13 protein-coding genes are annotated in these 14,812 nt (G+C 72.1%); 7 read left to right on the top strand and 6 right to left on the bottom strand.

Annotated elements, in window-relative coordinates:
* Positions 1 to 303: 303 nt before the first annotated feature.
* From BIV25_RS26740 to BIV25_RS26720, 5 genes are all read right to left on the bottom strand, one after another.
* Positions 304 to 555, bottom strand: a complete 252-nt coding sequence (locus tag BIV25_RS26740) for a hypothetical protein (RefSeq protein ID WP_071374974.1) — start codon at positions 553 to 555, stop codon at positions 304 to 306.
* Positions 556 to 632: 77 nt separating this feature from the next.
* Entirely contained in the window at positions 633 to 1,352 is a 720-nt protein-coding gene (locus tag BIV25_RS26735) for an ABC transporter permease subunit (RefSeq protein WP_071374973.1), read from the bottom strand.
* 10 nt (positions 1,353 to 1,362) lie between these two features.
* The gene (locus BIV25_RS26730) at positions 1,363 to 2,274 is read right to left on the bottom strand and encodes an ABC transporter ATP-binding protein (RefSeq protein WP_071374972.1); all 912 of its coding nucleotides are present in this window, start codon (positions 2,272 to 2,274) and stop codon (positions 1,363 to 1,365) included.
* Entirely contained in the window at positions 2,271 to 3,179 is a 909-nt protein-coding gene (locus tag BIV25_RS26725; RefSeq protein WP_071374971.1) for an ABC transporter permease subunit, read from the bottom strand. Before BIV25_RS26725 ends, BIV25_RS26730 begins: the two co-directional genes overlap by 4 nt.
* A complete protein-coding gene (locus BIV25_RS26720; RefSeq protein WP_071374998.1) occupies positions 3,169 to 4,152 on the bottom strand; it encodes an ABC transporter ATP-binding protein in 984 nt (327 codons plus the stop codon). Before BIV25_RS26720 ends, BIV25_RS26725 begins: the two co-directional genes overlap by 11 nt.
* Before the next feature lie 255 nt (positions 4,153 to 4,407).
* Here BIV25_RS26720 and BIV25_RS26715 point away from each other — a divergent pair, with 255 nt between their 5' ends.
* From BIV25_RS26715 to BIV25_RS26685, 7 genes are all read left to right on the top strand, one after another.
* Positions 4,408 to 5,250 carry a M24 family metallopeptidase gene (locus BIV25_RS26715; protein ID WP_071374970.1) on the top strand — a complete coding sequence of 281 codons (843 nt, stop codon included), beginning with the start codon at positions 4,408 to 4,410 and terminating at the stop codon, positions 5,248 to 5,250.
* 32 nt (positions 5,251 to 5,282) lie between these two features.
* Entirely contained in the window at positions 5,283 to 7,037 is a 1,755-nt protein-coding gene (locus tag BIV25_RS26710) for an SDR family oxidoreductase (protein ID WP_177235428.1), read from the top strand.
* Position 7,038: 1 nt separating this feature from the next.
* Complete coding sequence (locus BIV25_RS26705) at positions 7,039 to 7,986, top strand: MerR family transcriptional regulator (protein WP_071374969.1); 948 nt, start codon at positions 7,039 to 7,041, stop codon at positions 7,984 to 7,986.
* A 121-nt stretch (positions 7,987 to 8,107) separates the two neighbouring features.
* Positions 8,108 to 8,668 (top strand): RNA 2'-phosphotransferase, encoded by a 561-nt coding sequence (locus BIV25_RS26700; RefSeq protein ID WP_071374968.1) that lies wholly within the window; start codon positions 8,108 to 8,110, stop codon positions 8,666 to 8,668.
* 58 nt (positions 8,669 to 8,726) lie between these two features.
* Positions 8,727 to 9,185 carry a hypothetical protein gene (locus tag BIV25_RS26695; protein WP_071374967.1) on the top strand — a complete coding sequence of 153 codons (459 nt, stop codon included), beginning with the start codon at positions 8,727 to 8,729 and terminating at the stop codon, positions 9,183 to 9,185.
* A gap of 42 nt (positions 9,186 to 9,227) precedes the next feature.
* Positions 9,228 to 10,139 (top strand): LLM class flavin-dependent oxidoreductase, encoded by a 912-nt coding sequence (locus BIV25_RS26690; protein WP_071374966.1) that lies wholly within the window; start codon positions 9,228 to 9,230, stop codon positions 10,137 to 10,139.
* A 94-nt stretch (positions 10,140 to 10,233) separates the two neighbouring features.
* On the top strand, positions 10,234 to 11,121 hold the full coding sequence (locus tag BIV25_RS26685; protein ID WP_177235425.1) for an HAD-IIB family hydrolase: 888 nt from the start codon (positions 10,234 to 10,236) through the stop codon (positions 11,119 to 11,121).
* 128 nt (positions 11,122 to 11,249) lie between these two features.
* Here the strand turns inward: BIV25_RS26685 and cydD are convergent, their stop codons facing one another.
* Positions 11,250 to 14,759, bottom strand: a complete 3,510-nt coding sequence (cydD, locus tag BIV25_RS26680; RefSeq protein ID WP_071374964.1) for a thiol reductant ABC exporter subunit CydD — start codon at positions 14,757 to 14,759, stop codon at positions 11,250 to 11,252.
* Positions 14,760 to 14,812 lie beyond the last annotated feature (53 nt).

Below are 14,812 nucleotides of genomic sequence, written 5' to 3'. Positions count from 1 at the left end.
GGCCATCGTTCCGCAGGGCGGAACGGGTGGGCGCAGCCTGCAGTGCGGGGCGCCGACATGACCAACCCCGGCTGAAGACCGGCCGTACCACAGCGGCAGCGCCGCGCGGCTGCCCCGGACAGCTCCCGTGGCTCCACGGTGGGGTAACTACACCGGAGCCGGCCTCGGGCTGTCCTGTCGGGAGCTGGGCGCAGTGCCGTGCATGGGCATCGCCCACCTCCACTCCCGGATCACGGCGCCGGGGCGATCCCGGCGGATGGGGCACAACCACTCTGCCCCGCCGCCGAGTTGGGCGCCACCGAATTACCGGCGGCGCCACCTGCGGCGCCGGGCCTTGCCGAAGAACCAGCCCGCCGGCGGCTCGTCGGAGCGCCATGGCTGCGGCTCGGGCGCCTCGGCACGCCAGCGGGCGGCGAGCATACGGGCCCGCGCGGACGGCTCGGAGGTCTCGGCGCCGCGGATGAAGGCCTCGTCCAGGACCAGTTCGTCCAGCCCGTCCCAGACATCGCCCCCGGACCGCCCGCGCCCGTCGTTTTCCGGTATTTCCTCCGTCATCGACGACCTCCTCGCCCTGCATCCGCTTTGCTCAGTTTGCCCGGACCGGTGTGAAGCCCCCGTCAAGCCGCCGGGGCCTACTCCTCGCCCGCGAGCTTCAGGGCCCGCAGCTTCTGGCCGGCGTACCAGGTGGCCAGCACGGTGACCGCCACCAGCAGCACCGTGGCCGTCGGCAGGCCCACGGTGGAGGTCACGAGGTCCCCGCCGGCGACCTTGTGGGCGACGGCCAGCGACCACTGCTGGACGCTGAGCGTGCGCGCACCGGGCACCAGGGAGCCGAACAGCGCCTCCCAGACCAGTGCGTAGACGAGCCCGAAGACCACGGCGTGCCGGGAGACCGTGCCGAGCAACAGGAACAGCGCCGAGTAGGCGATGGACGAGACCAGCGCGGCGACCGTGTAGGCGACGGCGATCTGCTGGCCGTTGCCGTTGAGGATCAGGCCCGCGATCAGGGTCGGCAGCGCCGAGAAGACCATGGTCACGGCGATGGCGACGATCAGCTTGGTGAAGATGATCGTGGGCCGCTTCAGCGGCTTGGACAGCAGGTAGACGACGGAGCCGTCGTCGATCTCGGGGCCGATCGCTCCCGTGCCCGCGATGACGCCGATGATCGGCACCATCGTGGCGATCGCGAAGCCGCCGAGGACGTCGGCCGCGGTCTGGTCGTCGGCGCCGGTCAGGGCCCGCACGGCGACGGCGAGCACGATCAGCAGCAGCGGCAGCGCGCCGAGGATGAGGGCCCGGCGACGGCCGAGCAGGGCCCGGTAGGTGAGCCGGGCGACGGTGGGGTCGTACATCTTCGGCCTCCTACGCCGCGACCAGGTACGAAAAGACGGACTCCAGGGACTCGTCGGACGGCGAGACCGTGAGGAGCCGGATGCCGTGGTCCCGGGCGACCTTCGGCAGCAGGGCGGTGAAGCGGCCGAAGTCGACGGCCTGGATGCGCAGCGCGCCCTCGCTGTGGTCCACCTCGATGCCGGCCGTCGAGGGGTCGGCGATCAGCGCGGCCGCGAGGGCGCGGTCGTCGCTGGAGCGGACGAGGTAGCGGTGCGGGCGGTCGGTCATCAGGCGGCGGATCTTGCGGAAGTCGCCACTGGCCGCGTGCCGGCCGGCGACGACGACCTCGATGTGCCGGGCGAGCTGCTCGACCTCTTCGAGGATGTGCGAGGAGAACAGCACGGTGCGGCCCTCGTCGCCCATCTTGCGCAGCAGGTCCATCAGTTGCATGCGCTGGCGCGGGTCCATGCCGTTGAACGGCTCGTCCAGCAGGAGCAGCGACGGCTCGTGGACGAGGGCGCTCGCCATCTTCACGCGCTGGCGCATGCCCTTGGAGTACGTGGAGATCCGCCGGTCCTGCGCGTACTCCATCTCGACCGTGGCCAGGGCCTTCTGGGCCGCGCTCGCGCCCAGGCCGTGCAACTCGGCGTTGGCCACGACGAATTCGCGGCCGGTGAGGAAGTCGTACATCGCCTCACGCTCGGGGACGATGCCGATGCGCCGGTAGATGGCCTCGTTGCGCCACACCGGCTGTCCGTCGAGGGTGACCGTGCCGGTGGAGGGGGCGAGGAAGCCGCCCATCATGTTGATCAGGGTGGACTTTCCGGCGCCGTTGGGGCCGAGCAGGCCGGTGACGCCGGGGCCGATCGTCATCGTGATGTCGTTGACGGCGACCACGTTGCCGAACCAGCGGGAGACGTGGTCGATGCTGAGCGTGGTCACAGTCCCACCTTCTTGTAGCGGCGCATCAGCAGGCCGTAGCTGCCGGCGATCAGGCCGAGCACGAGCAGGACGTAGACCACGCCCTGTCCGGCCGACGGGTTGATCGCGCCGGGGTTGCGGGCGGTCGCGCCGAGGAAGGCCGACTGGACGCCGTCGATGAGCGTGACCGGCGAGAACAGGCCGATCCACGGGATGGCGGAGGAGTGGTTCTGCACATCGGCGATGGCCTGGAGCGTGGAGACCGCGCCGTAGGAGATGATCATCACGGCGATCACGGCGGCGATGCCGAAGCCCCGGCGCGGGGTGACGGCGGCGATGACCAGGCCGATGCCGGCGAACAGCAGGGAGAGCAGCGCCACGGAGACCAGTCCTTCGGCGAATTCCTTCGTCTGGTGGGCGAAGCCCAGCTTGGCCAGCAGCGCGCCCACGTACATCACGAGCAGGGGAGTGGCGGTCAGGATGAAGATCGCCGAGGCCAGCGACGCGAACTTGGCGCGGACGTAGTCGGCGGTCTCGATGGGCCGCGAGAAGTACAGCGGCACGGTCTTGAAGCGCAGGTCGCGGGAGACGGACTGGGGTGCCTGCGCAGCGACGTACAGGCTGATCACGGCCTGCATGATGATCGCGTAACGCGTGTAGGTCACGGGCAGTTCGTGCGCCTTGGTGAAGACCGTGACGGCCACCATGATGGCGGCGGGCACGCACATCACCGCGAACAGCACCATCGGCAGCACCTTGGACTTCACCGAGCGGCCGAGTCCGTAGGAGCCGCGCAGGGACTGCGCGTACAGCGAGCGGCGGGCGTAGGCGCGGCCGAGGCGGGGGCCGTCGTAGCCGCGGTAGCCGATGTCGTGGATGCGGGTCTGGTCGCCGGCCGGGGCCGGCAGGGGGTGCTCAACCGCCATGTCCGACGGCCTCCTTCCGCTGCTCGTCGCTGCTGTGTGCGTCGTCGGTGAACACCTCGGAGATGTGGTGCCGGCGCTGCTCCATGCGCACCAGGCCGAGGCCGAGGTCGGCGACGACGTCCCGGACGAGGTCGTAGGTCTCCTCGCCCTCGGCGGTCAGCAGCAGGATGTGGCCCGCGCCGGGCAGTCCGGCGCCCTCGTTCTGTGTGTCGAGCCCGCGCGCGTGGAGCGCCTCGCGGACCGCGCGGGTGCCGTCGGGGTGGGTCTCGCTGTCGGTGACCTCGATCGCCAGGGTGGTCGTGGTCCGGGTGAAGTCGGTGGTGGAGCTGGAGCGCAGGAGCTTGCCGCCGTCGATGACGACGACGTGGTCGCAGGTGCGCTCCAGCTCGCCCAGCAGATGGGAGGTGACCAGGACGGAGATGCCGAAGTCGGTGTGGATGCGGCGGATCAGGCCGAGCATGTCGTCCCGCCCGACCGGGTCGAGGCCGTTGGTCGGCTCGTCCAGGAAGACCAGCTCCGGATCGTGCACCAGCGCCTGGGCGAGCTTGACCCGCTGCTTCATGCCCGTGGAGTAGCCGCCGATGGGGCGGTAGCGCTCCTCGTACAGGCCGACGTGGCGCAGGGTGTCCGCGGTGCGCTCGCGCGCGGCGGTGGGCGGCAGGCCGGACATCCGCGCCATGTGGACGACGAACTCGGTGGCCGAGACGTCGGGCGGCAGGCAGTCGTGCTCCGGCATGTACCCGACGCGCTCGCGGATGGCGCGGCCCGACGACGGGTCGGCGACGTCCAGACCGAGCACCTCGGCGCGGCCCTCCGTGGCGGGGGACAGACCCAGCAGGATCTTGATCAGGGTGGACTTGCCGGCGCCGTTGGCACCGACGAGTCCGGTCACACCGGGTCCGATGTCCACGGACAGCCGGTCGAGAGCGGTCACCCGGGGGAACCGCTTGCTCAGGCTTTCGGTCGCGATCACAGTCACGCATACGACCGTAGTGATGCGGGCCACGCCGGTCGTCAGACCTCAGAGCCGTCTTCGTGTCAGTCCCAGGTATTACGGGGCCCTAAGGGATGCCCTGCCTAAGGGTTACCGCAGGTTCTCCACAGCCTGCCGCCCCTCCTATTGACGCCGCCTCTAACAACTGTCACATTCACCAGTGTCAAGTTACGGACGCGTACCGCAGTCGGCGAGGCGACGCGTCGAGTCGGCGGCACGACGGGACGGGGCGGCATGACGACGGCAGTGAGCAGCGAACTCTCCGTGGAGCTGCGGGGGTTCAGGCGGGTGCAGCGCCTCGCCTACGAGTGCGCGGAGGCGGTCGCGGCACGCCTGGAGCCGGGTGTGACGGAGCGCGAGGCGGCGCGGATGCAGCGCGAGTGGCTGCGCGAGCGCGGGGTGCGGGACTGGTTCCATCTGCCCTTCGCCTGGTTCGGCGACCGCACGGCGTTCGTGAACTTCCGCGTCCCGCTCCAGTTCTTCCCCACCGACCGCGCCCTGGCGCCCGGGATGCCGTTCATCCTGGACATGGCGCCGGTCTACGAGGGATACACGGCGGACATCGGCTACTCGGGCTCCCTCGGGGTCAACCCGGTGCAGGACCGGCTGATGGCCGACCTGGAGGCGCACCGGGAGCTGATCCTGCGCGAGGTGCGCGAGCGGCGCCCGCTGCGCGAGATCTACGAGGACGTGGACCGCCTCATGGTCCGCCAGGGCTACGCCAACCGGCATCGCGCGTACCCGTTCGGCGTGATCGCCCACAAGGTGGACCGGGTGAAGCAGCGCCGATTCTCCCCGCACCTGTTCGGGTTCGGCACGCAGTCCCTGAAGGGACTGGCCGCCGACGCGCTGCACGGCCACCGCGAGGGCTGGTCGCCCCTGTGGTCGCCGTACCGCTTCTCCGACCATCCGCCGCAGCCGGGCCTGTGGGCGGTCGAACCCCACCTCGGCTTCCGGGGTACGGGCGCGAAGTTCGAGGAGATCCTCGTGGTCACCGACTCCGGGGACCCCGAGCAGAGCGCGTTCTGGCTGGACGACGATCTGCCGCACGTGCGGCGCTGGGCGGAGGAGAAGTGACGGCGGACGGAGCGGGAGAGGCGAGGGCGGACGTGACGCTGAAGGGGGCGCGGGAGCGCCGGATCGCGACCGGCGGGGTCGAGCTGTGCGTGGCCGAGCTGGGAGATCCGGAGCAGCCGACGGTGGTGCTGGTGCACGGCTACCCGGACAGCAAGGAGGTCTGGTCGGAGGTGGCCGGCCGCCTCGCCGACCGCTTCCACGTGGTGCTGTACGACGTCCGGGGCCACGGCCGCTCGACGGCGCCGCAGCCGCTGCGCGGCGGCTTCACGCTGGCCAAGCTCACCGACGACTTCCTGGCCGTGCTGGACGCGGTCAGCCCGGACCGGCCGGTGCACCTGGTCGGGCACGACTGGGGCTCGGTGCAGTCGTGGGAATTCGTCACGGTGGGCCGCACGGAGGGCCGTATCGCCTCCTTCACCTCGATCTCCGGCCCGTCCCTGGACCACTTCGGACACTGGATCAACGCGCGCGTGAAGCGGCCGACGCCCCGCCGGGTGGGCCAGCTCCTCGGCCAGGGCGCCAAGTCCTGGTACGTGTACATGCTGCACACGCCCGTGCTGCCCGAGCTGGCCTGGCGCGGTCCGCTGGGCAAGCGCTGGCCGCGCATCCTGGAGCGCGTCGAGCAGGTCCCCGGCGGCGACTACCCGACCGCGTCCCTCTCCTCCGACGCGGCACACGGCGCCTGGCTCTACCGGGACAACGTCCGCGCCCGGCTGACCAGGCCCCGCCCGGACGCCTACGCACACGCGCCGGTGCAGCTCATCACGCCGCAGGGGGACGCGTTCCTGTCCGAGCGGCTCTACGACGACCTGGAGCGGTGGGTGCCGCAGCTGACCCGCCGCACGCTCCCGGCCAAGCACTGGGTGCCGCGCACCCGGCCCGACCACGTCGCCTCCTGGATCGAGGAATTCATCGTGTCCGTCGACGGCGGCCGCCCGGAACCGAAGGCCACCGGCCGCCACGCGGCCCGGTTCGGCGGGCAGTTGGTGCTGGTCACCGGCGCGGGCAGCGGCATCGGCCGGGCCACGGCCTTCGCCTTCGCGGAGGCCGGCGCGCGCGTGGTCGCCGTCGACCGCGACGCCGAGTCCGCCGCCCGCACCGCCGAGCTGTCCCGGCTCGTCGGCGCGCCCGAGGCCTGGGCGGAGACGGCCGACGTCTCCGACGAGCAGGCCATGGAGAAGCTCGCCGAGAAGGTGCACCGCGAGTACGGCGTGCTGGACGTGCTGGTCAACAACGCGGGCATCGGTCTGTCCGGCTCCTTCTTCGCCACCACGACCGACGACTGGCGCAGGGTCCTGGACGTCAACCTGTGGGGCGTGATCCACGGCTGCCGGCTCTTCGGCGCGCGGATGAGCGAGCGCGGGCAGGGCGGCCACATCGTCAACATCGCCTCGGCGGCGGCCTTCCAGCCCTCCCGGGCCCTGCCCGCCTACAGCACCTCCAAGGCGGCGGTGCTGATGCTCTCCGAGTGCCTGCGGGCCGAACTCACCGGTCAGGGCATCGGGGTGAGCGCGATCTGCCCCGGCATCGTCAACACCAACATCACCTCCACGGCCCGCTTCGCCGGGGTCGACGAGACGGAGGAGAAGCGCCGGCAGAAGAAGTCGGCCCGGCTGTACGGCAAGCGCAACTACCCGCCGGAGAAGGTGGCCGAGGCGATCCTGGACGCGGTGATCGACGACAAGGCGGTCGTTCCGGTGACCCCGGAGGCGCGGGGCGCCCACCTCATGTCCCGCTTCCTGCCGGGGGCGCTGCGGCGCATCGCGCGCGTGGAGCCGAGGCTGTGACATGACCGGACCGCCGCCCGCGCGGACGTACCGCATCGAGGACCTGGCACACCACACGGCCACGACCGTGCGGACCATCCGCGCCTACCAGGACCGCGGTCTGCTCCCGCGGCCCGAGCGCCGGGGCCGTGCCAACCTCTACTCCGAGGCGCACGTCACCCGGCTGCACCAGATCGCCCATCTCCTCGACCGCGGCTACACCCTGGCGTCGATCAAGGAGTTGCTGGAGGCCTGGGACACCGGCCGGGGCCTCGGCGCGGTGCTCGGTCTGGTCACCGAGGTGGAGGGCCCGTGGACGGACGAGCGCCCCGACCGGATCACCCGGGCCGAGCTCGGCGCCCGCTTCGGCGCCGAGCCCGACGACGACGCCGTGGCGGAGGCGGTCGAGCTGGGCGTGCTGGAGCGGATCGACGGCGACCCGGACACGTTCGCGGTACCGAGCCCCCAAGAGCTGGCCGTGGCCGTCGAGTTGCACGCGGCCGGGGTGCCGCTGTCGGCGATCTCTGGCCACCTGCGGGAGTTGAGGGGCCAGGTCGAGCACATCGCCGCCCGTTTCCTGGAGTTCACCACCGAGCATGTCTTCGCGCGCTATCTGGACGATCCCGGGCGGCGCACGGACGCGCACGCCGAGGAGGCGGCCTCCCTCGTACGCCGGCTGCGGCCGCTGGCCCAGCAGACGATGGAAGCCGAACTGGCACGGGCCATGCGCACGTTGGCGACCAGACGGCTGCGCACCCACCTCGTCACCGAGAAGCCCGCGGAGGAGGCGTCCGGCACACGTTCGGTGCGCTTGCCCACCGGGACGATCTCCGCTGTGGAAAGGCTTGTTGGACCGGCACATGTCGCCGAGTTCATCGCACTGGCAACCGAACGGGAGGTGGGAGGACGGGCCTTGGAAAAGCTTGCCTCAGCTCTCCCTGTGGACAAGGGACTTCTCGAATCACCCTAAATCACCTGCCACTTATCCACAGTTTCACCAATTCCCCTGTGGATAACCACAGTTGGTTGTGGATCAAACCTGGGGGCAAAAAAGACCTGCGTGATCCGCGTCTCTCGCGCACGCTGGACACATGAACGACGAGCATGACGAAAGACGCACCGTGAAGGTGTCGAAGTACCTCTCCAAACACCTGCGCCACCAGCCGGAGCGCATCGGGCTCACCCCGGACCCGGCCGGCTGGGTGGAGATCGACGCGCTGATCGCCGCGGCCGCCGCGCACGGGTTCCCGGTCACGCGCGAGGAGCTGGACCACGTGGTGGCCGCCAACGACAAACGGCGCTTCGCGGTCGACGGCGACAGGATCCGCGCCAGCCAGGGCCACAGCATCGAAGTCGACCTCGGCCTGCCCCCGGCGACCCCGCCGCCGTACCTCTACCACGGGACTGTCGCCCGCGTCCTGGACGCGATCCGCGCGCAGGGGCTGCGGCCCATGAACCGGCACGACGTGCACCTGTCCGCCGACCGCGAGACCGCCACCCGGGTCGGCGCCCGCCGCGGCCGCCCCGTCGTGCTCACCGTGGACGCCGGCGCCATGCACCGTGACGGCCACGTGTTCCGCGTCAGCGCCAACGGTGTCTGGCTGACGAAGGCCGTACCACCGCGCTACCTGCGCTTCCCCGGCCCCCGCTGACCTGCGCTCTCCCCTCCCTACGAGGAACCCTCGCGCGCACGTCGCCGTCCTCGGTGGTATGGACCACTCGCCCGGACACCTGCCGACCACCCAGGCCGCCGTCGAAGCCCTGCGCGCCCTCGCCGCCCGCTACGCGCGCGAGATCGAGGTGAGCGACGACATCGGCGCCGACCGCACCTCCCGCCGCGGCGCCGCGGGCATCGGGGTGACCACGGACCCCGACGGATCCCTGCCGCACGAAGCGTACGTCGAATTCGGCGGCCTGCCCCGGGTGAGCGTGCGGCTCTATCCGGACGACGACGCGCTGATCACCGTCGAGGGCGTCGAGTGCCCCGACATCGCGCGCGACGACGTGCCGGCCTTCCTCCGCTCCGTCTTCGACGGCCTCGCCCACGTCAAGGTGCGCCGCTTCCCGCCCGGCTACCGCCTGGTCGTCCCGCTGCCCGGCGACCGCACGCACACGGAGTACGTCCCGATGATCCTGCTGAGCCCGTGGCTGAGCCGGAACATCCGCTGACCGTTTCGGCCGTTGTCCGTGGGGCCGCTTACTCTCGGACGCATGAGCCTGCGTCTGAGCACCGTGATCCTGCCCCACCGCCGCTGGAGCGAAGGCGGCCGTTCGACCTGGACACGGGCCGAGCAGCTGGGCTTCCACACGGCGTACACCTACGACCACCTGTCCTGGCGCACCTTCCGTGACGGCCCCTGGTTCGGCGCGGTCCCGACCCTGGCCGCGGCCGCCGGCGTCACCGAGACCCTGCGCCTCGGCACGCTGGTGACCTCGCCGAACTTCCGCCATCCGGTGACCCTCGCCAAGGAGCTGATCTCCCTCGACGACATCTCCGGCGGCCGGATCACCCTCGGCATCGGCGCCGGCGGCACCGGCTTCGACGCGACGGCGCTCTTGAACAGCAGCCAGGAGCCGTGGAGCCCGCGCGAGCGCGCCGACCGCTTCGCCGAGTTCGTGCCGCTGCTCGACCGGCTGCTCACCGAGGACGCGGTGACCCAGGAGGGCCGGTTCTACTCGGCGGACGAGGCGCGCAACATCCCCGGCTGTGTGCAGCGGCCCCGGCTGCCGTTCGCGGTCGCGGCCACCGGCCCGCGCGGCCTCAAGCTCGCCGCGCGGTACGGACAGGCCTGGGTGACCACGGGCGACCCGAAGCTCTACGAGACCGGCACCCCGGAGCAGTCCGTCGAGGCCCTGCGCGGCCAGGTGGGCAAGCTGTCCGAGGCCTGCGCGGCCGCCGGGCGGGACGTGGCCGAGCTGGACAAGATCCTGCTCACCGGCTTCACCCCGGACCGTTCCCGGCCCCTTCGGTCCGTGGACGCCTTCGTGGACTTCGCCGGCCGGCACCGGGAACTGGGCTTCACCGAGATCGTGATCCACTGGCCCATCCCGGACTCCGACTTCGCCGCGGACGAGAAGGTCTTCGAGGAGATCGCCATGGAAGGGCTCGCTCAACTGGGCTGACCCGCAAGGCGGTTCGGTGCACCGGATGCCGTCCGTGCCGCTGAGCGTCATGTGTGTCTCATCTGTGCGGAGTGCCGCACGGGCGTGCTGGCATATGCGCGAGAATGGCCGGGTGACCTCAGCGACCAGACAGCCCGGGACCCCGTCCGCCGCCGTACGACCGCGGCTGATCGCCACCGACCTCGACGGCACGCTGCTGCGCGACGACAAATCGGTCTCCCCGCGGACCGTCGCCGCGCTGGCCGCCGCCGAGGAGGCGGGCATCGAGGTCTTCTTCGTCACCGGCCGCCCGGCCCGCTGGATGAACGTCGTCAGCGACCACGTCCACGGCCATGGCCTGGCGATCTGCGGCAACGGCGCCGCCGTGGTCGACCTGCACGGCGGCCCCGGCGGCCACCGGTTCGTGAAGGTGCGCGAACTGGCCCGCGCGAACGCCCTGGACGCCGTACGGCTGCTGCGCGAGGCGGCGCCCGGCACGGTGTTCGCGGTCGAGCAGACCTACGGCTTCCACCAGGAGCCCGACTATCCCAAGCTGCACCTGGAGATACCGGACAACCTCCAGCCCGCCGAGCGGCTCCTCGCCCCCGACGGTCCGGACGCCGACCAGCCCGTGCTCAAGATCCTGGCCTACCACCCGGATCTCGATCCCGACGCCTTCCTCACCCTCGCCCGGATCTCGATCGGCGACCGCGCCAACGTCACCCGCTCCAGCCCCAGCGCCCTGCTGGAACTGAGCGGCCCCGACGTCTCCAAGGCCAGCACGCTCGCCCTGTGCTGCGCCGAGCGCGGCATCGCGCACGACGAGGTCGTCGCCTTCGGGGACATGCCCAACGACGTCGAGATGCTGACCTGGGCCGGCCGCTCGTACGCGATGGGCAACGCCCACCCCGACGTCGTCGCCGCCGCGTCGGGCCGCACGGTCGCCAACAACGAGGACGGCGTGGCGGTCGTGATCGAACAACTGCTGGCGGACCGTTTGTAGGTCCTGCCGGCCCGGCGTCCCGCCGAGCCGGAGGCATCTCGGCGGGTGCCTCCGCCACGGCCGTCGTCGCCCCGGCGTTCAGGTTCGGCCGACCGCTGCGCCGGCCCCGCGCGCGGCCCGGATGACGGTCACCGCGCCGCCACCAGCGACTCAGCCGCCTCCTCCCGCAACGCCATCGCCCGCAGCGGCCCGTCCACCGCGACGAGCTCCGCGTACCCGCCCCGCTGCACCACCCGGCCCGCGTCCAGGACGATCACCTCGTCCACCGCGTCCAGCCCCGCCAGGCGGTGCGTGATCAGCAGCGTCGTACGACCCTCGGTGGCGGCCAGCAGATCGGCGGTGAGCGCGTCGGCCGTCGGCAGGTCCAGATGCTCGGCGGGCTCGTCGAGGACCAGGACGGGGAAGTCGGCCAGCAGGGCACGGGCCAGGGCGAGCCGCTGGCGCTGACCGCCGGACAGCCGCGCCCCGTGCTCGCCGACCAGTGTGTCCAGGCCGTCCGGCAGCGAGTCCGCCCAGTCCAGCAACCGGGCCCGGGCCAGTGCGCGGCGAAGCTCGCCCTCGGTGGCGTCCTTCCTGGCCAGCAAGAGGTTCTCGCGCACCGAGCTGTCGAAGAGATGCGCATCCTGCGCACACAGCCCGACGAGCCGCCGTACGTCGTCACCGGCCAGCGCGTACGCGTCCACACCGCCGAGCGTGTACGCGCCCTCCTGCGGGTCGAGGAACCGCAACAGCACCTGCGCGAGGGTCGTCTTGCCGGAACCGGAGGCCCCGACCACGGCGATCCGCCTGCCCCGCTCCAGCGTGAGGTCGAACCCGGCCAGCGCCTCCCGCCGCTGCCCCTCGTACCGCGCGGCGAGCCCCTTGACCGCCAGCGGGAACGGCGAGGCCGGCGCCTGACGCGGACGCTCCGGCTCGCGTACGGGCTCCGGGGCGTCCAGCACCTCGTACACCCGCTCCGCGCTGCGCCGCACCCGCTGCCGGTGGCGCACGGCGAGCGGCAGCCCCAGAACGGCCTCGAACGCGGCCAGCGGGGTGAGGACGACCACGGCCATCGCCACGCCGCCGAGCCGGCCCGCCGCCACCGCCTGGGCGCCGAACAGCGCGGTGGCGGCGACGGTCAGGCCGCAGATCAACGCGGTGAGCCCGTCGCCGAGCGCGGTGGCCACGGCGGCGCGCGAAGCGATCCGGGTGAGGGTGCCGTCGGCGCGCCGGGCCGCGTCCTTACGGGCGGGCAGCGCACCGGCGACGGTCAGCTCGGCGGTGCCCGTGAGCAGATCGGTTACGCGGGTGGCGAGCACGCCCCGCGCGGGCGCCAGCCGCCGCTCGGCGCGCCGGGCCACGGAGGCAGTGACGAAGGGGACACCGACACCGGCCGCTGCCAGACCGACCGCGAGGGCGGCCCCGGCCTCGGGCAGCAGCCACGCCGTGAAGCCGACGGTGCCGGCCGAGACGAGGACGGCGACCGAGGCGGGCAACAGCCAGCGCAGCCAGTAGTCCTGGAACGCGTCCACGTCCGCGACCAGCCGCGTGAGCAGATCACCGCGCCGGGCACTGCGCAGTCCGGCAGGCGCGAGCCGCTCCAGACGCCGGTAGACCGCGACCCGGGTGTCGGCCAGCATCCGCAGCACGGCGTCGTGCGACACCAGCCGCTCGGCGTACCGGAACACGGCCCGCCCGATCCCGAAGGCCCGCGTCGCCGTCACGGCCACCATCAGATACAGCACGGGCGGCTGCTGCGATGCCCGTGAAATGAGCCACCCGGACGTCGCCATCAGCCCGACGGCACTGCCGAGCGCCAGCGCCCCGAGCACCAGCGCGAGCACGAGCCGCCCGCGCAGGGGCCGGGCAAGCCCGCGAACCCGGGCAAGAGGGCTGCGGGGCTGGGCGGGGGTCTGCTCCGGCAGGTCTGCCGCGTCTGCGGCGTCTGTCGGGTCGCTCTCCAGCCGAGAGTCGCGGGTGGTGGGCGGACAGGGGCGGGGGTCCAGAGGACGCACTTCCCCGGCAGGGCCATGGCCGGTCAGCCGCACGACCCGGTCGGCCACATCCAGCAGCGCAGGCCGATGTACCACAAGCAGCACGGTCCGGCCCACCGCCAGCCGCCGCACCGCCGCCACGACCTCCGCCTCGGTCTCCCCGTCCAGCGCGGCCGTCGGCTCGTCCAGCAACAGCACGGGCCGGTCGGCGAGAAACGCCCGAGCCAGCGCCAGCCGCTGCCGCTGCCCTGCCGACAGCCCGGCCCCGTCCTCGCCGAGCACGGTCTGTGCCCCTTCGGGCAGCGCGTCCACGAACTCCAGCGCGCCCGCATCCCGCAGCGCCCGCCGTACGGCACCGTCGTCCGCGTCGGACCGGGCCAGCCGTACGTTCTCCGCGATGGTCCCGGCGTACAGGTGCGGCCGCTGTGGCACCCAGGCGATCCGCGAGCGCCACTCCTCCAGCTCCAGGCCCGCCAGCTCCCCGCCACCGATCCGCACCCGGCCCTCGGCGGGCTCCACGAAGCCCAGCAGCACGTTCAGCAGCGTCGTCTTGCCCACACCGCTCGGCCCGACCAGCGCCACGGTCTCGCCGGGTTCGACGGTGAACGACACGTCGGTCACCGCGTCGGCCGAACGGCCGGGGTAGCGCACGGTGACCCCGTCGAAGGCCACCGCGCCCTGGGGCACCGGACCCGTGCCGGACGCCGGGACCGGCGTCTCCAGCACGGCGAAGATCTCCTCCGCGGCGGCGAGCCCCTCGGCCGCCGCGTGGAACTGCGCCCCGACCTGGCGCAGCGGAAGGTAGGCCTCGGGCGCCAGCACCAGGATCACGAGGCCGATGTACAGGTCCATGTCGCCGTGGACGAGCCGCATGCCGACCGTCACCGCCACCAGGGCCACCGACAGCGTGGCGAGCAGTTCCAGCGCGAAGGAGGAGAGGAAGGCGATCCGCAGGGTCTGCATCGTCGCCTGCCGGTACTCGCCGGTGATCCGCCGGATGGACTCGGCCTGCGCCTTGGCCCGCCCGAACACCTTGAGGGTGGGCAGACCCGCTACCACGTCCAGGAAATGGCCGGACAGCCGGGACAGCAGCCGCCACTGACGGTCCGTCCGGGACTGCGTGGCCCAGCCGATCAGGACCATGAACAGCGGGATGAGCGGCAGGGTGCCGACGATGATCGCCGCCGAGACCCAGTCCTCGGTGACGATCCGCGCCAGCACCGCCACCGGCACGACCACCGCGAGCCCCAACTGCGGCAGATAGCGCGAGAAATAGTCGTCCAGGGCGTCCACGCCTCGCGTGGCGAGGGTGACCAGCGAGCCGGTCCGCTGGCCGCTCAGCCATCCAGGACCGAGCGCCGCCGCCCGGTCCAGAAGGCGACCGCGCAGCTCGGACTTCACCGCCGCGCTCGCCCGATGGGCGGCGAGTTCGGTGAGCCAGGCGACGACCGAACGCCCCATCGCCACGGCCACCAACAGCAGCAGGGGAGTGCGCAGTTCAGCCACGGACCGCCCGTGCTGGAAGGCGCCGACCACGACCTCGGCGATGAGCATCGCCTGGGCGATGACCAGCCCCGCACCGACGGCTCCCAGGCCGATGACCGCCACGAGGAAGAGCCGGGTGGCGCGTGCGTAGCGCAACAGACGCGGATCGATTGGTTTCACGTGAAACGTGCCCTTCGGTCCAGAGGGTGTGTTTCACGTGAAACACACCCTCG

Source organism: Streptomyces sp. MUSC 14, from assembly GCF_001866675.1.
In the GTDB taxonomy this organism is placed as follows: Bacteria; Actinomycetota; Actinomycetes; order Streptomycetales; family Streptomycetaceae; genus Streptomyces.
The sequence above is the reverse complement of the archived record's forward strand: the minus strand, read 5'-3'. Positions and strand labels throughout refer to the sequence as shown.